At 67.8% G+C, this 15,162-nt stretch carries 19 protein-coding genes; 9 read left to right on the top strand and 10 right to left on the bottom strand.

Translation table 11 applies throughout. The annotated features are described in order from the left end of the window. Nucleotides 1-141 precede the first annotated feature (141 nt). On the top strand, nt 142-1,137 hold the full coding sequence (locus HQ306_RS17645; protein WP_261770189.1) for a sugar-binding transcriptional regulator: 996 nt from the start codon (nt 142-144) through the stop codon (nt 1,135-1,137). Nucleotide 1,138: 1 nt separating this feature from the next. Here HQ306_RS17645 and HQ306_RS17650 read toward each other — a convergent pair whose 3' ends face one another. Further along, on the bottom strand, nt 1,139-2,014 hold the full coding sequence (locus HQ306_RS17650; RefSeq protein WP_222632904.1) for a hypothetical protein: 876 nt from the start codon (nt 2,012-2,014) through the stop codon (nt 1,139-1,141). Between the two features lie 169 nt (nt 2,015-2,183). On the opposite strand from HQ306_RS17650, the gene HQ306_RS17655 reads away from it, so the two are divergent. The 7 genes from HQ306_RS17655 to HQ306_RS17680 all read left to right on the top strand — a co-directional run bounded on the left by HQ306_RS17655 (nt 2,184) and on the right by HQ306_RS17680 (nt 7,072). After that, nucleotides 2,184-4,037: an asparagine synthase-related protein gene (locus HQ306_RS17655; RefSeq protein WP_222632905.1), complete on the top strand. Its 1,854-nt coding sequence runs from the start codon at nt 2,184-2,186 to the stop codon at nt 4,035-4,037. A gap of 38 nt (nt 4,038-4,075) precedes the next feature. After that, nucleotides 4,076-4,327: a lasso peptide biosynthesis PqqD family chaperone gene (locus HQ306_RS17660; protein ID WP_222632906.1), complete on the top strand. Its 252-nt coding sequence runs from the start codon at nt 4,076-4,078 to the stop codon at nt 4,325-4,327. Further along, nucleotides 4,324-4,791 carry a lasso peptide biosynthesis B2 protein gene (locus HQ306_RS17665; RefSeq protein ID WP_222632907.1) on the top strand — a complete coding sequence of 156 codons (468 nt, stop codon included), beginning with the start codon at nt 4,324-4,326 and terminating at the stop codon, nt 4,789-4,791. The genes HQ306_RS17660 and HQ306_RS17665 overlap by 4 nt, the downstream gene beginning before the upstream one ends. Nucleotides 4,792-4,891: 100 nt before the next feature. Continuing rightward, the gene (locus tag HQ306_RS17670) at nt 4,892-5,011 is read left to right on the top strand and encodes a keywimysin-related RiPP (protein ID WP_222632908.1); all 120 of its coding nucleotides are present in this window, start codon (nt 4,892-4,894) and stop codon (nt 5,009-5,011) included. A gap of 42 nt (nt 5,012-5,053) precedes the next feature. Then, nucleotides 5,054-5,176, top strand: coding sequence for a hypothetical protein (locus HQ306_RS22315; RefSeq protein ID WP_261770191.1), 123 nt, complete (start codon nt 5,054-5,056; stop codon nt 5,174-5,176). Nucleotides 5,177-5,285: 109 nt separating this feature from the next. Next, complete coding sequence (locus HQ306_RS17675; protein ID WP_222632909.1) at nt 5,286-6,233, top strand: ABC transporter ATP-binding protein; 948 nt, start codon at nt 5,286-5,288, stop codon at nt 6,231-6,233. Beyond that, on the top strand, nt 6,230-7,072 hold the full coding sequence (locus HQ306_RS17680) for an ABC transporter permease (RefSeq protein WP_222632910.1): 843 nt from the start codon (nt 6,230-6,232) through the stop codon (nt 7,070-7,072). The genes HQ306_RS17675 and HQ306_RS17680 overlap by 4 nt, the downstream gene beginning before the upstream one ends. Here HQ306_RS17680 and HQ306_RS17685 read toward each other — a convergent pair. From HQ306_RS17685 to HQ306_RS17725, 9 genes are all read right to left on the bottom strand, one after another. Then, the gene (locus HQ306_RS17685; protein ID WP_222632911.1) at nt 7,039-7,707 is read right to left on the bottom strand and encodes a response regulator transcription factor; all 669 of its coding nucleotides are present in this window, start codon (nt 7,705-7,707) and stop codon (nt 7,039-7,041) included. The two genes, HQ306_RS17680 and HQ306_RS17685, sit on opposite strands and share 34 nt — an antisense overlap. After that, complete coding sequence (locus HQ306_RS17690; RefSeq protein WP_222632912.1) at nt 7,704-8,888, bottom strand: histidine kinase; 1,185 nt, start codon at nt 8,886-8,888, stop codon at nt 7,704-7,706. Before HQ306_RS17690 ends, HQ306_RS17685 begins: the two co-directional genes overlap by 4 nt. A 66-nt stretch (nt 8,889-8,954) precedes the next feature. Further along, the gene (locus HQ306_RS17695; RefSeq protein ID WP_222632913.1) at nt 8,955-9,317 is read right to left on the bottom strand and encodes a hypothetical protein; all 363 of its coding nucleotides are present in this window, start codon (nt 9,315-9,317) and stop codon (nt 8,955-8,957) included. 43 nt (nt 9,318-9,360) lie between these two features. Further along, entirely contained in the window at nt 9,361-10,125 is a 765-nt protein-coding gene (locus HQ306_RS17700; protein ID WP_222632914.1) for an ABC transporter permease, read from the bottom strand. Nucleotides 10,126-10,130: 5 nt separating this feature from the next. Then, a complete protein-coding gene (locus HQ306_RS17705) occupies nt 10,131-10,907 on the bottom strand; it encodes an ABC transporter permease (protein WP_285184484.1) in 777 nt (258 codons plus the stop codon). Then, complete coding sequence (locus HQ306_RS17710) at nt 10,904-11,806, bottom strand: ABC transporter ATP-binding protein (RefSeq protein ID WP_222632915.1); 903 nt, start codon at nt 11,804-11,806, stop codon at nt 10,904-10,906. Before HQ306_RS17710 ends, HQ306_RS17705 begins: the two co-directional genes overlap by 4 nt. Nucleotides 11,807-11,918: 112 nt before the next feature. Continuing rightward, entirely contained in the window at nt 11,919-12,569 is a 651-nt protein-coding gene (locus HQ306_RS17715) for a response regulator transcription factor (RefSeq protein ID WP_222633000.1), read from the bottom strand. Between the two features lie 5 nt (nt 12,570-12,574). Beyond that, nucleotides 12,575-13,693 carry a sensor histidine kinase gene (locus tag HQ306_RS17720; protein WP_222632916.1) on the bottom strand — a complete coding sequence of 373 codons (1,119 nt, stop codon included), beginning with the start codon at nt 13,691-13,693 and terminating at the stop codon, nt 12,575-12,577. An 84-nt stretch (nt 13,694-13,777) separates the two neighbouring features. Beyond that, on the bottom strand, nt 13,778-14,227 hold the full coding sequence (locus HQ306_RS17725; RefSeq protein WP_056442946.1) for an Hsp20/alpha crystallin family protein: 450 nt from the start codon (nt 14,225-14,227) through the stop codon (nt 13,778-13,780). A gap of 241 nt (nt 14,228-14,468) precedes the next feature. Here HQ306_RS17725 and HQ306_RS17730 point away from each other — a divergent pair, with 241 nt between their 5' ends. After that, a complete protein-coding gene (locus HQ306_RS17730; RefSeq protein WP_027504781.1) occupies nt 14,469-15,161 on the top strand; it encodes a Tellurium resistance in 693 nt (230 codons plus the stop codon). Nucleotide 15,162 lies beyond the last annotated feature (1 nt).

The following is a 15,162-nucleotide window of genomic DNA, read 5'->3' on the forward strand; positions in this document are numbered from 1 at the left end:
CGTGTTTGTGATCCAGGCCATAAAGAGCAACTGGGAGCCATGCTAGGTGACATGCACGTTGTCGCAAACCGCGTGCACATATGTGCAATTCGGACCGGATCGCGATACCGCGGCGGTCCCGATGTGGTTTAGCGTGGGCTCATGTCGGAGCTGCAGATGATCTACGGGGAACACCTGCTCCCCGACGCGACGGATCCGCGCACGATCGACGCGGTGCAGGCGGCGCGGCTCTACTACTTCCAGGACTTGACGATGGCCGCGATCGGCCGCGAGATGGGCGTCTCCCGCAGCACGGTCTCCCGCCTCATCACCTTCGCCCGCACGTCGGGACTCGTGGAGATCAAGATCAGCACCGCTCTCGGCCAGGCACCCGGGCTCGAGCGCGCCTTCGCCGATCGGTACGGCGTCCGTGCCCACGTCGTGCCTGTTCCGGAGACCGTCAGCGACGTCGATCGCCTGGACCGGGTCGCCATGTTCGCGGGCCGCCTGCTGACGACGTTCTTCGCCTCCGACATGGTCATGGGCGTCGCGTGGGGCACGACGGTGAGCGCGGTCAGTCGACACCTCGCCCCGAAGCGCACCCACAACTCGCACGTGGTTCAACTCAACGGCGCAGCCAACACGCGCACCACCGGAGTGTCCTACGCGACGGACATCGTCCGCACTGTCGCCGACGCGTACGGCGCTCTCCCCCAGGGCTTTCCGGTTCCCGCGTTCTTCGACTACCCGGAGACTCGGCAGATGCTGTGGCGCGAACGCAGCATCAAACGCGTGCTCGACCTGCAGGACCGGATGGACCTCGCCGTGTTCAGCATCGGCGTGCACGGCGGCGCTGTACCGAGCCACGTCTACAGCGCGGGTTACCTGGAGAAGTCGGATCTCGAGGAACTCGACCGGGACGGTGTCGTCGGCGACATCGCCACCGTCTTCCTCCGCTCCGACGGCAGCTACGACCGCATCGCGCTGAACGAACGTGCAAGCGGCCCACGCCTGGACCGACTCAAAGCCGTGCCGCGACGCGTGTGCATCGTCGCCGGCGAGTACAAGCTCACCGCGCTGCGAGCGGCCCTCGCGGGAAAGATCGTCACCGATCTCGTGATCGACGACCTCAGCGCGGCGACCCTGCTGCAGGCGTAGGTCAGCCCTCCTTCTTCGTTCCCGGCAGGATGCCCGCGGAGATGACGGCCTTGACGTAGGGGCGCGCGGAGGAGATGAGCTCCTCCGCGTCGTCGACACCGCGCCACGCGGCGGCGGCCATCGCATCAGTGCGGTCCTCGATGTGGCGGTCGAGTGCGACACCGTCGTCCGTCAGCGTCTCGACGCCGTCGGCTGTCGTGACGAGACCGCGCGCGGCGAGACGCTCGGCCGCCGAGTCCCACTGCTCGTCCGACCACTCGCGCGTCAGCTGGGTGATGCGACGCCCGAGCACCCGACGAGCACCGGGCTCGGGGTGCTGGGCCTCGTGGAAGACACCGGCCTCCGTCGGATCGAGGTCTGCGTCGAGGAGAGCCGCGAGGTGGCCGTCGCCGCGCCATTCCCGCAGAACCGCGATGGCGTGCCACAACTGCAGGTGCGGGACGTCGGGCGCCGACGACTGATGCCATGCTGCGGACAGTGGGCGGCCGGCGAAGGTGAGCGTGTCGCCGATGCCGTGCAGGCGGTCGGCCAGCGACGTGAGGCCCGGGTCGGACACCGACTCACCCAGCGCACCTCCGAGGACGGTGTCCAGCGCGTCCCATCGGCGCCGAGCCACGGTGTCGAGGCCGGCGGCGATCGCCGCGGGCCAGGAGCGCTCGATCAGCGTGGTGTTGAAGCTGTAGAACGCGGCGGCGACCACCCCGGCGGCACACGGCCCCATCGGCTCGGCGCGCGAGCCCACGTACCAGGCGTGTCCGTCGAGACCGGTGTCCCGGCCCGCCGCTCCGAGTTCGAGATTGAAGTACGCCGAGATGTGGAAGGGCTCGAACGTGCGGTACGCGGCGCGGGCATGGGCGGCTGCCGTGGAGTCGGTCATGGGTCGAACCTACTGGCTTCGAGCACTCACGGACTGCGATCTCCTACCGGAGTAGGAGACCATCCTCCCACCCGAGGGTGGCGGAGGACATGACCTCCTCCGTTCGGCGTCCCGGAAATACGTCCGTCGCACGACGACGTGAGTCGCTCCAGCGAGCACAGTGGTTGCCATGCCGATGACACGAGAGAACGAGACGACGGTCGCACTCGATCCGCGAGGTCGTTCCTTCGTCGTGGTCCTCCCCGACGATCCCCGTTCGGACGCAGTCGCCGCCGCTGTCGGTCCCGTTGCGACGCACGAGGTCCGACACCCTAGCGGCCGTCCCCTGCTGCTCGCTCACACCACGACCGACCGTATCGTCGAGGGACGCACACATGACGGAGCCCTCGCCGTCGTCGGCCGGTCCGACGCGACGGTCGGCGCTCTGCAGCGAATCCTGTTCGGTGCCACCAGATCCGAGGACCTGGCCGCCGCGTCGAGCGCATTCCACGGCAGCCATCTCACCATCGGGTCCATGAACGGCGAGATCTATGCGTCGGGCACCGCGATGGAGACGCGGCGGCTCCACTCCGCCGTCGTCGGTGGCATCACGATCGTGTGCGACCGCGCCGATGTGCTCGCCGAGATCGGCCGATTCGACCTCGACGACGACTCGCTGATCCTCGCGCTGGCCGGCACCCTGCCACACCCGTGGAATCGGTACTCGATGTGGACGGGCGTGACTCCTCTTCCGGGAGACCAGTGCGTGATCGTGGACGCGACCGGACGGGCGCGCCGGGGAACATGGTGGCATGCTCCGGACGCGGTACTCGACCGCGAGGAGGGGGCACGACAGCTCCGTACGGCGCTGCGGGACAGTGTGTCCGCACACATGACCGGAGCTGAGGGAACCGCGGTCGATCTGTCCGGAGGTCTCGACTCGACACCGTTGTGCTGGTTCGCCTCCCGCGAACCAGGAGGTGTGCTCGCCCGCACGATGTACAACGACGATCCCGGAGGCACAGAGGACCTGCAGTGGGCGCGGAAGGCATTGGCCACCATGCCCGGCGTGCACACACACCTGACACTGTCGACCGACGACCTCCAGGACTTCTACGAGGGAATCGACCGGATCGACGCCCCGCTCGACGACGTCACCCAGGCGGCGACGGCCGGGCCGCGGATCGTCGCTCTGCTGCAGGACGATCGCGCCCGCGGGCTGACCACTCACCTCACCGGGCTCGGTGGTGATCACATCCTGCGTGGGCTGCCCTGCTGGGACCACACACTCGCACGCACCCGCCCGTGGGCAGCCTGGCGGCGAGCGCGGTCCGAACACGTTCCCGCCGGTGTCTCTCCCCTGACGACGTTGCGCGAGCTGCTCGATCGGCGGTCGTACGACCGCTGGCTCAGGGACTCGCTCGCCGCGGCACTGGACCGTTCGAGCACGAGAAGCGCACCGGGTCTGAACGACTGGTCCGCTCCGGCGTCGCTCCCACCGTGGTTCAGCGACGACGGCCGCGCCCGTCTCCGCGAGCTTCTCGCGCATTCGCCCGCACCACTGGGCGCCACGAGGGCGGACCACGCCGACCTGTTCTACGTCCGCGACGCGGCCCGCCTGACACGGGGAACCGCTCAACTGGGACAGCCACTCGGCGTCGCCTACGAATCACCGCTGCTGGACGATCATGTCGTCGAGGCGACGCTGGCCGTGCGCCGAGACGAGCGTGACACTCCGCTGGAGTGGAAGCCGCTCATGAAGGCCGCGATGCGCGAACTTCTCCCCGACGAATACCTCCTGCGCACCAACAAGGTCGGCGGCGGACCGCAATCGGTTCGCGGGTATGCAGCGCACCACCATGCCCTGGTCGCGCTCGTCGAGGATGCCCACCTCCTCGACACCGGGATCATCGACAGTGCCTCGTTCAGGGGCACGAGCGCACCGAGTGAGCGAGAGGCGCCGCCGCCGCACATCCATCCTGCTCTCAATCTCTCGGTCTTCCTTCGCAACCGAACGGCGACGCTCGAGCGCGTCACCGTCTGACACCCCGTTCCGCACACCGACGAGTAGGAGTTACGACGATGCTTCGCACCCGACGACCGTCCGTGACGGCCGTTCCCACCGAGTTCGGCCAGGTCCTCCTCGACCGGCGCAAAGGTCGGTACTTTCACCTGAACGGCACGGCGACCACCATCGCGGACAGCCTGCGCGGCGGAGTCGGCATCGAGGACACGGCTCGCGAGATCTCGCGGCGATACGAGATCGACGACGCCACGGCGCGAACCGATGTCGAGACCGTCGACGCGCAGCTCCGAGAGGCGGGCCTGCTGTGAGTGACGTCCTCCCCCGCACACCTGCCGATCTCCACCTCCTCGAGCGAGTCGCCGTCGGGACCGCGGTGGCGCTCGCCCGGATGCTGGCACACGCATCGCCGGACACGACGCGGCGCATCCTCACTGCGACGGCCCGGGGCGCGCGCCCCGCGTCGTATGCGGATGCACGCGACGCCCGCGACGCCGTTCTGACGGTCAGCGCATTCTGTCGTGGCGGTTCGTCCTGCCTTCCGCGCTCGCTCGCCACCGCGCTCGTGTGCCGCACTCGCGGAACGTGGCCGGACTGGTGCGTCGGAGTCCTGACGGCGCCGCCGTTCACCGCCCACGCGTGGATCGAAGCGGACGGCCGCATCGTCGACGAACCCATGTCCGGTGCAGATTTCGCGACGTTCTTCCGCGTCCGATCCGGCCGTACCGAGCCGGACCACCCCACTGTTCCGAGGGCCTCACAGCAGGCCGCGTAGGAACCCACAGACACGGTGGCGGAACCGATACCGCCATCGGACGTGGTGAGCCACCGCGGTTCACCATGCACGATCGAACACCCCGGAAAGGAGATTCACCATGACCGACCGTTACGAGACCCCCACGATCGTCGATCTCGGCGAATTCCGCACCGAGACCGGATACGGAATCGGCGGCCAGGCCGAGGGATGGAACCCGATCGCCGATCGCAAGAACTGACCACACGCTCACACCGATCCAGCACACGAGAAGGAGACACTCATGATCAAGACCTACCAGGCACCCGTCGTCGCAGACCTCGGCCGCTTCCAGGACGAGACCGGCGAGTTCATCGGCCCGAACACCGAGGCCATCCTTCCGTTCGAGGACCACTCCAAGGAGTGACCACGTTCGAGCGGACCCCTGACGGGGTCGTGTAGCACGGGTCGGGAATCCGGATGCCGTCCGGATTCCCGACCCGCTTCCCCTCTCCGGATCGACGGAAGGCCCAGCGATGACCCACCCGACCGCGCTTGCACTCGCTCGTGACGAACGGCTCCCGCTGACACCCGACACTCGCGAGCCGGCTGTGCTGACCCGCGACCTCCGCATGCGCTACGGCGACACGGACGTGCTGCGCGGAGTCGACCTCCGCATCGAGGCCGGTGAGGTCACCGCACTGCTCGGACCGAACGGTGCAGGGAAGACCACCACCATCGAGATCCTCGAAGGAATCCGACGCCGGTCGAGTGGCGACGTCCGCGTGCTCGGCATCGATCCCGACGACGCCACGGAAGAGTGGCAGTCGCGTATCGGCGTGGTACTCCAGTCCTGGCGCGATCATCGACGCTGGCGCGCGGGCGATCTCCTCACACACATCGCGTCGTACTACCGACCCTTCGCACGGCGGGACCGCGCCACGCCGTTCGAGCCGGACGAGCTCCTCGACGCCGTCGGCCTCACGGACAAGGCGACCACGCGAGTCGGGCGCCTGAGTGGCGGCCAGCGGCGCCGACTCGACGTCGCCATCGGCTTGGTGGGGAACCCGGAACTTCTGTTCCTCGACGAGCCGACCGTGGGCTTCGATCCCGAAGCGAGACAGGAGTTTCACGCGCTGCTCCAGTCGATCGCCCGCACACGGGACACGGCCGTAATACTCACGACGCACGATCTCGCGGAGGCGGAGCTCCTGTCCGATTCGGTGGCGATCCTGGTGGGCGGGCGGATCGTCGCGCGCGGCAGCACCGCAGACATCGCCCGCGAACACGCACGTGGAACGAGGGTGACCCACAGAGTCTGCGGTGACCTCCGATCCACCGTCGTCGACGGGGACGCGACCGACCACGTCCGCACCCTGCTGCGCGACTCCCGCATCACCGACCTGGCGGTACGACCCCGGTCACTCGAGGACGCGTACCTGCAGATGATCGACGCACTGGACGAGAAAGGATCGCCGGCATGATCATGTCTGTCGCACGCATCGGCTTCGACCGTGGCCGCGAGGAGTTCCGTCAGGGTCTGCCTCTCGTCTTCAACTACGTGTTCTTCCCATCGGTGGCGCTGGTGGTGATGTTCTTCCTGCGGGGTGTCAGGCTGGGCGACTCCGGTGCGTCGTTGAGCACCTACGCGATACCCGGGATCCTTGCGATCAACGTGGTGTTCAGCGGTCTCATGGGACTGGCCACCATCCTCATCACCGAACGCGAGGACGGCACCCTGCTGCGCGCACGGTCCCTGCCCTACGGCATCCACGCCTACCTGATCGGGAAGCTGGTGTCACAGACAGCGATCACGCTCGTGACGGTCGCGGTGATCATCGCGGAGGCAACACTGCTGTTCGGCGGGTTCGTCGCCACAGATCTGTCGAATCTCGCTCACCTCCTGTGGATCCTGCCGCTCGGGCTGGCCGCGACCCTGCCCTTCGGTGCCGCGCTGGGGGCGGCCGTGAAGAACCCGCGAAACCTCAGCTTCGTCTCACTGTCGCTCATGGGTGTGGTCAGCGTGTCGGGTGTGCTGTATCCGCTTGGGCAGCAGGCGCTCTGGATGCAGTGGCTCGGACAGGCCACCCCGCTGTACTGGCTGGGACTCGCGTTCCGCGGCGGACTTCTGGGCGACGGCGCCGCCTCGGCGGAGATCGGCGGAACCTGGCGGTTGGCGGAAACCGCTGCGGTGCTCGGAGTTTGGAGCATCGTGGGAACGGGCACGGCGGTACTGGTGCTGCGACGTACCTCGCGCCGACGGGGCGGCAGTCGAACGAGCAGGCCGCGTCACTCCTCGCCTGCCATCACCCCGGCCTCGTAAGCGAACACGACACATCGGATGCGGTCTCGGACCTCCAGTTTGCGGAGGATGTGGCCGACGTGAGTCTTGACCGTCACCTCGGCGATGACCAGCTCGGCGGCAATCTCCGCGTTGTTCATACCCCGCCCGATCAGGGTGAGGACGTCCCTCTCCCGTTCGGTCAGCGAGTCGAGCTTCGCAGAGCGCGCCGCCGACGCGGACGGTGTCGCCCGCGGCGTCTGCGATGCGAGCAGTCGGCGCGTCATCTGGGGCGAGACCACCGCTGTGCCGGCATGGGTGGAGACGATGGCGGCGAGTAACGACTCCGGTGGGGTGTCCTTGAGAAGAAAGCCGCTCGCACCTGCCATGATCGCGTCGTAGACGTAGGTCTCGACTGCGAAGGTGGTGACTATCAGCACTTTCGGTGCGTTCTCCATCTCGACGATCTTGCGGGTGGCGTCGATGCCGTTCATCCCGGGCATGTCGATGTCCATCAGGACGACGTCGACCTCGCCGGGCATGTCACGGACGACGGCCACCGCGTCGGCACCCGCGGACGCCTCCGCCACCACCGTGGTGTCCGACCCCGAATCCACGATCATGCGCAGACCCGCCCGCACGAGCTCACTGTCGTCGACGACGACCGTGCGGATCATCGGGCCGCTCCGGCCGCCACGGAACTGCAGGACGGCAGAACCACACGCAGTGCGAAACCGCCGGTGCCGGAACGGGCGACGGCGACGGTACCGCCGAGGGACGAGACCCGCTCACGCATCCCGCGCAGGCCGTAGCCTCCGGTCTGTGTGGACGACGCCCCGCACCCGTCGTCCTCGACCGTCACCGCGAGCGCCCCGTCGCCGCTCACGACGGCGACTGCGACCTCGCTGACATGGTCTCCCGCGTGCTTGTGAATGTTGGTCAGCGCTTCCTGCACCACCCGAAACGTGGTCTCTTGCACATCGACCGGTACGGTCCGCGGATCTGCGGCCAGATCCAGGGTCACGGTCAACCCCGACGCGCGCGCCCGCTCGACGAGCGATGCCACATCACAGAGCCGCGGCGCGCTTCCCGCGCACCCGTCGTCCCTCAGCATCGTCAGGACGGTGCGGAACTCGTCGAGTGACGTTCGGCAGTGCTCGGCGATGGTGCGTACCGCGCGGCGATGCACCGGGGAGAGGTCGCCGGCCCGTCCCATTCCCTCGGCCAGCGTCAGCACACCGGCGAGACTGTGCGACACGACGTCGTGCATGTCCCGAGCGATGCGTTCGCGCTCCTCGGCGGCAGCGAGTCGAGCGAGGTGGACCTTCTCCCGCTCGAGTTGTGCGGCGCGGTCCGCCAGGGTGTCGCGGTAGGCCCGGTCCACCGCCGCGCTCCTACCCCACGTGTACGCGGCGCACGTCGCCGCGCCGACGGCGGCGAGCGGGACGATCACGTCACGTACCGAATCGCCCCACACGATGCCGCCGATCACGGCCCCGACGAGGACACACCCGGCGCTGACGAGTGCGGATCGCTGCGACGCGTACAGGGCGACAGCATGGACACCGGCGAGCAGCACGAGATCGGCCGGCACCGGCCCGCTCAGGAAAGCCAGCTGAGCCGCGCCGGCCGAGGCCATGATCGCGAAAGTCGTGCGTGGCCGGACGTGGGACCAGATCCAGGGGAGACACAGGCCGACGGTCACAGCGAGGGCGACCACGGTTCGATACCCGTTCCAGATCGTGCCGACCGACACTGCCGACGAGTACAGACACAGCAGTACCGCCACCGCTGCCCGCGCGCCCGTGTGGTCGCGATCATGGACATGGCTGCGGCCCTGCAGTGGTCCCCCGGTCACTCAGGAAGTATAAGAAACCTTTCGGTCGGCTGCTACCCGAGCGTGTGTCGGGCCGTCACTCGCGGGTCAGGAGAGGAGCCCGTCGACGAGACGTCGCAGATCGGAATTCTGCGTGATGGCCGGGTCGACGACCATGACAGTCCAGAACACCGCCGCAACGATGCACACCGCGGTCACCACGAGGGCGACGACGAAACCGGTCGCCGTCGCCCCACGCCCCGGGTCACCGGGCACGGTCTCGTGCAGGCCACGCCATCCCGCGACGATCCCGACGACACCCACTGCGGCCGAGACGAAGCCGCCCAGGGGGACGAACACGAGAACGGGCAACGACACGAGGGCGATCGCGGCGCAGACGAGCGCTCTGGTGGCGCGGGCACGCGCGGCCGGTGCTGTCCGATCGGCATCGGGTGCGTTCCGTGTGTACATGACGTCTCCTTCGTGTCGATGAATCGGTGTGTGTCGAGTCAGGTCATCGCGTGTGCACGTCGCGGCGATCGAGCAATCGGGTCGTGGCCGCCACCAGGACCCCCGTGAGCAGAACGGCGGCAGTGACCACTGCGGTGGCTGCGCCGGTCGTCAGCGCCCCGGGGTCACCGAAGGCACCCGACGCGAGCTGGCTCGCCCGCGTGGTCACGGCGTAGGGAAACACGAACACGGCAGCGTGCCACTCGGCCGTCATCGCGACGACGGCAACACCTGCACCCACCATCGCCACCGCGATGGGAGCGGCGAAGGACCTCATCGTCATCGACAACGTCGACTGCAGTGCAGCGAGTGGGATCACGGCGATCGCGGTCAGTGCACCGACCGCGACGTACTGCGTCGGCAGCATGCCCGGCAGCCCGAACACCAGCTTGCCGAGAATCACGACGGCCACCAGTTCCACTGCCAGCATCGCAATTCCGAGCAGTGCCACCGCGACGGTCTTGGCCACCACGATGCGTCCAGTCGGTGTCGCACTCGCCATCAGCGCGTTCCAGTTGCCACCTCGGTGTTCCGGTCGCCACACCAGCGATGCCAGCACGGCGACTCCGAGCGCGAGGGGGAAGAGTCCGAAGAAGACGGTGGTCCGGAGCCACAACGTGTTCCAGCCGTCCTCGAGACCGGCGCCGGACGCCGCGGTGTTCACGACGCCGAGTGCCGCCATGACGAGTGGGAGGACGACCACCACCGCCCACACCTGAGAACGTTTGAGCTTGAGCACTTCTGCCCCCAGAATCTCTGCATAGCGCATGATCTTCATCCCTCCTGCCGGTCGAGCCGACGAGTCGCAAGTGTGAACACCACCGATGCGAGTACCGCGAGGACAGCGACGCTGCCGTAGGAGGGCGTGAGCGTGACCACCGCGTCGCCCTGGTAGTCCGCGGACGCGATGAGCGACCAGTACCCCCACGGGGTCAGGTGCGCCGCCCACACAGGCAGCCCGAACGAGCACAGCGCGACGACGGTGCCGACGATGCCGTTCCCCAGCGCGACGAGTTGATTGTCGAAGCGCGCCGAGACCAGCACCTGCAGGGCCAGCACCGCCAGCGCGACGACGAGAGCGGACACGGTCTGACCGAGCCACAGTCCGGCGGGCGGTGTGTCCGAGATGCCGCCGAGAACTCCGAGTGCGAGAGCGCCGATGCTTCCGAGGGAGGTCGCGACGACCACGTGCACCGCCGTGCACCAGAACTTGGCGCGGCACAGTCGCCCGGGTGTCACACCCGACGTCCGCGCGAGCAACCACCCGTTTCCCTGATGCTCGATCTCCACTGCGCGGCTGGCGATCACCGCGATGAGCAGAGGAGACGCGAGGGGAAGTGCCAGCGACAGTCCTGCAAGGGGAAGGCCCCATGTCAGCGGTTCCCCCTCACCCTGTGGGGCGCCGCCGAGCATGCCCACCATCGTCAGGGCGATGATTCCCAGCGCGAGCGCGGCACTGACTACGCCCAGGCGCAGGTGGCGATACTTCGCGAACTCGTTGCGCACCGACGACGTGCCGGACGTCGTCGACGGTGACAGTGTCGTGGTCACAGCCGACCCCCGCTCGTCAGGTTCATGAAGACGTCCTCGAGGGACTGCTCGTCACGGCGCACGCCGTACACGCCGGCCCCCGCCCCGACCAGGTCCTCCACGACACGCGCCGTCGTGCGATCGTCGATACCCGTCACCCGAACGGTGTGGCCGTCGACACGGGTCGGAAGCTTCTCTCGCAGAACCGCTCCGGCACGATCCGGGTCGACGGTGTCGATCAGCACGTCCGGTGTGGCCGCGCTCGTCAGATCGGAACGCGATCCCTGGAAGATCATGCGCCCGCCACTGAGAATCCCGAGTACGTCGGCGGTCCGGTCGATCTCACCGAGTAGATGACTCGACACCATGACAGTCACTCCGTGTGACGCCAGATGACGCAGGAGCTCACGGATCTCCTCGATTCCTGCGGGGTCCAGTCCGTTCGTCGGTTCGTCGAGGACCAGCAGGCGCGGTTCGCGTGCGAGCGCCATGGCGATACCGAGGCGTTGCTTCATGCCCAGGGAGTAGTTGCGGACCTTCTTGTCGAGCTGGTCCTGCAAGCGCGCCGTCCGGACAGCCCGGTCGATCTGGTCCGCGCGCAGTCCGAGACTGCGCTGGACGACGCGCAGATTCTCCGCACCCGTCAGGTGCCCGTATCCCGGCGGTGCCTCGATCAACGAACCGACCTGCGCGAGCTGGTCGCGTCGCGTCTCCCGCGTGAGAGGGCGGCCGAAGAGTGATATCTGACCCGACGAGGGCGTCACCAGCGACAACAACATCTTCATCGTCGTCGACTTACCCGAACCGTTGGGCCCGAGGAAGCCGTAGACGCAACCCTCGGGAATCCGCAGGTTCAGGTCGTCGACGACGGTGGTCGATCCGTACCGCTTGCCGAGGCCCTGTGTGTTGACGATGTCCATGACCCACACTCTGCCGACGGTGGGCGCGAAAATCGTCAGTCCGGGGGCGGATATTCGGAGGTATACCTGAGTAGGAGATCAGGCCGGACAGTGCATCGGCCAGGGCGTCGCATCAGCGGGGGCGCTGCATCAGTCCGGCCTCGTACGCGACGATCACCGCCTGCGTCCGATCGCGCAACCCAAGCTTGGCGAGGATCCGTCCCACGTGTGCCTTGACGGTCACCTCGGAGACCCCCAGCGACGCGCCGATCTCGGCGTTCGACAGCCCGGAGGCGATCGCGTACAGCACCTCGGTCTCCCGCGCGGTCAACTTCTCGAGGTCGGCCGACCTGGTGAACGACGGCGCCGACCCTCGGGTCACGTGTTCCACCAGGCGCCGCGTGGTCGACGGTGCCACGACCGCGTCGCCGTCCCGGACGTGGCCGAGCGCGGCGACGAGTTCGTCGACCGGGCCGTCCTTGAGCAGGAAGCCGCTCGCGCCGCACCGCAGCGCCTCGAAGGCGTACTCGTCGAGGTCGAACGTGGTCAGTATCAACACCTTCGGAGAACCGTGATTCTGGCAGAGTGCACGCGTGGCGGCGACACCGTCCATGACGGGCATGCGCACGTCCATCACGACGACGTCCGGCTTCGCCGAGCGTGCGACCTCCAGGGCTTCCCGACCGTTCGACGCCTCGCCGACCACCTCGACTCCTCGGGACTGCAGAACCATGCGCAGGCCCGTCCGGACGAGTTCCTGGTCGTCGACGAGGACGACACGCATGGTGGTCACCTCGGCACCGGCAGACGCGCGTGGACGCCGAACCCGGAGTCCGTGGGGCCGACCTCGAGGTCCCCTCCCTGAGCCTCGACTCGTTCGCGCATCCCGATCAATCCGAGTCCCCCGGTTCCGGTTCCGCTCTTCCCATCGTCCACCACGCGAATGTCGACTCCGTCGTCGTTCCAACACAGCGACACACGAACATCGTGCACCTCGCCGGCGTGCTTTCGGACGTTGGTGAGTGCTTCCTGGATCACACGGTAGACGACCGCGGCGGCACCCGCACCGAGCTCGCGCGGTGTCCCTTCGTCCACCCGTACGACCGGGATGCCCACGGCGCGTGACTCGTCGAGCAGCGCGTCGATTCGATCGAGACCCGGTTGCGGGCCGACGGGGTCGTCGTCGGATCTCAGCACGGTCAGCATGGACCGCATCTCACTCATCGCACCGCGGCTGGTGTCGCGCACCGAGCGCATCGCCTCGGCCGCACGGTCCGGATCCGCGTGAGCGATCGATGCCGCACCCTCCGACAGCAGCACGATCGCACTGAGACTGTGCGAGACGACGTCGTGCAGTTCTCGTGCGATGCGGGTGCGCTCACCCAGAACGGCCATGCGGGTGCCGGTCTCGCGCTCGCGCTCGGCCTGCGCCGCACGCTCCTCCAGAGACTGCACGTACAGGCGCCGGGTTCGGGCCAACGTGCCGATGAGCCACGCGACGGCCATGGTTGCGACGAACAGTCCGACGTCTCCCGGCGACAGGTCGTTCGCCTCTCGGTCCGGCAGCGTCACGAGAAGAGTCCACCCGGCAGCGACGACTGCCGCCGGTAGCGAGATCTGCCAGGCGCGAGCGGACGCGACGGCGAACAGGGAGAACACCACCATCACGTCCGCCACCAGGGGCCCGAGGCCGAGGAGTACCTGCAGGTGAGCTGCGGCGATCACGACGGCGAAAGAGCCGACAGGATGGCGACGACGCCACACGAACGGCAGACACAGCCCCACCGGCACGATCAGCTCGAGGGGACTCGATGTGCCCTGAACCGGCAGGTTGTAGGCGAACACCGCCGCGGCGATCGCGATGTCGGTCGCGCGCCGTCGTCGTCCGGATGTCGTCTCCGTCGCCATCGGTCTCGACACTACGACATGGGCACTCACGACGAACGCCGTGCGCCCCTACCGAGGTGCACGGCGTTCGCCAGCGTCGAGTGCTCAGGACGCCGAGGCCTCCAGTGTCGTCTGTCCGCCGGTGTTCTCGGACTGCGCGATGCTGATCTTGCGCGGGGCGGCACGCTCCGACAGCGGGATGTGCACGGAGAGAACACCGTTGTCGTACGACGCGGTGATGCGCTCGGTGTCGATGCCGTCACCCAGCGCGAGCTGGCGACGGTAGGTGCCCGTGAAGCGCTCCGAGGTGAGCCACTGCCGGGAGTCGCCGCTCGGCGCCGAACGGTGGGCCGTCACCGTGAGGGTTCCACGGTCGACGTCGAGGTCGATCGAGCCCGGATCCACACCGGGGAGGTCCGCGTCGAGGACGTAATGGTCGTCGACCTTGTACAGATCCATCGGCATGAACCGCGGCGAACGGTCGGTGCCCGACCCGGCTCCCAGCAAGCTCGAGGTCACGGCGTCGAGGTCACGGAAAGGATCGAAGCGAAGCACAGCAACACACCTCCTGTATCTCGTGGACACCGAGCCCATCATGCTCGGCTCCTCTGTGCGTGACACCGAATTTAGCACTCTCCACCCGAGAGTGCCAAGTACCCTCCAGAAAAATTTCTGGCCGAAGTTGCTCTCGCAGTGCAGGACTGGTCGACGGTAGGTGCGGCCCCCTCACGGCGACTACGCTGAGGGAAGTGCGCGAAACGGACACCGCCGTTTCCGGAAGAAAGGCCTCCCATCCATGGCGATCGACTACACCAAAAGGCCGTCCACCCCCGCCCCGACAGCGGGCGGTGTCAATCTGAGCAAGGTGACGCTGTCGAAGGCCGCGCCGACGGTGAATCTGGCCAAGAAAGGCGAGAGCCAGGGCGCGATGCGCGTCAACCTCAACTGGTCGCAGGGCGCGGCCGCACCCGAGCCGAAGAAGAAGGGCTTCCTCGCGAAGCTCGCCGCCGCGTCGTACGGCACCGGCGGCGTCGACCTCGACCTCGGCTGCCTGTACGAGCTGGCCGACGGGTCGAAGGGCGTCATCCAGGCGCTGGGCAAGAGCTTCGGCGCCCTCGAGAGCGCACCGTTCATCCAGCTCGACGGCGACGACCGCTCCGGATCCGTCACAGGCGGTGAGAACATGCACATCAACCTCGCGCGGCCCGACGCCTTCAAGCGCATTCTTATTTTCGCGATGATCTACGACGGCGCCCCGAACTGGGCCGCGGTCGACGGCGTCGTCACGCTGTTCCCCACCAGCGGCCCGCAGGTGGAGGTGCGTCTGGACTCCGACAACAACTCCGCCCGCATCTGCTCCATCGCGCTGATCCAGAACACCGGCCAGGGCATCACGGTCACGCGCGAGGTCGAGTACATCCAGGGCAGCCAGGCGGACCTGGACAAGAAGTACGGCTGGGGCATGCGCTGGGCAGCCGGGCGCAAGTAGC

Source organism: Rhodococcus sp. BP-160 (assembly GCF_019836205.1).
Lineage (GTDB): Bacteria > Actinomycetota > Actinomycetes > Mycobacteriales > Mycobacteriaceae > Rhodococcoides.

Bases quoted from the DNA above. Each gene is read 5' to 3' on its own strand.
- HQ306_RS17645 (WP_261770189.1), top strand. From the start codon at position 142: ATGTCGGAGCTGCAGATGATCTACGGGGAACACCTGCTCCCCGACGCG.
- HQ306_RS17650 (WP_222632904.1), bottom strand. From the start codon at position 2,014: ATGACCGACTCCACGGCAGCCGCCCATGCCCGCGCCGCGTACCGCACG.
- HQ306_RS17655 (WP_222632905.1), top strand. From the start codon at position 2,184: ATGCCGATGACACGAGAGAACGAGACGACGGTCGCACTCGATCCGCGA.
- HQ306_RS17660 (WP_222632906.1), top strand. From the start codon at position 4,076: ATGCTTCGCACCCGACGACCGTCCGTGACGGCCGTTCCCACCGAGTTC.
- HQ306_RS17670 (WP_222632908.1), top strand. From the start codon at position 4,892: ATGACCGACCGTTACGAGACCCCCACGATCGTCGATCTCGGCGAATTC.
- HQ306_RS22315 (WP_261770191.1), top strand. From the start codon at position 5,054: ATGATCAAGACCTACCAGGCACCCGTCGTCGCAGACCTCGGCCGCTTC.
- HQ306_RS17675 (WP_222632909.1), top strand. From the start codon at position 5,286: ATGACCCACCCGACCGCGCTTGCACTCGCTCGTGACGAACGGCTCCCG.
- HQ306_RS17680 (WP_222632910.1), top strand. From the start codon at position 6,230: ATGATCATGTCTGTCGCACGCATCGGCTTCGACCGTGGCCGCGAGGAG.
- HQ306_RS17685 (WP_222632911.1), bottom strand. From the start codon at position 7,707: ATGATCCGCACGGTCGTCGTCGACGACAGTGAGCTCGTGCGGGCGGGT.
- HQ306_RS17695 (WP_222632913.1), bottom strand. From the start codon at position 9,317: ATGTACACACGGAACGCACCCGATGCCGATCGGACAGCACCGGCCGCG.
- HQ306_RS17700 (WP_222632914.1), bottom strand. From the start codon at position 10,125: ATGCGCTATGCAGAGATTCTGGGGGCAGAAGTGCTCAAGCTCAAACGT.
- HQ306_RS17710 (WP_222632915.1), bottom strand. From the start codon at position 11,806: ATGGACATCGTCAACACACAGGGCCTCGGCAAGCGGTACGGATCGACC.
- HQ306_RS17715 (WP_222633000.1), bottom strand. From the start codon at position 12,569: ATGCGTGTCGTCCTCGTCGACGACCAGGAACTCGTCCGGACGGGCCTG.
- HQ306_RS17720 (WP_222632916.1), bottom strand. From the start codon at position 13,693: ATGGCGACGGAGACGACATCCGGACGACGACGGCGCGCGACCGACATC.
- HQ306_RS17730 (WP_027504781.1), top strand. From the start codon at position 14,469: ATGGCGATCGACTACACCAAAAGGCCGTCCACCCCCGCCCCGACAGCG.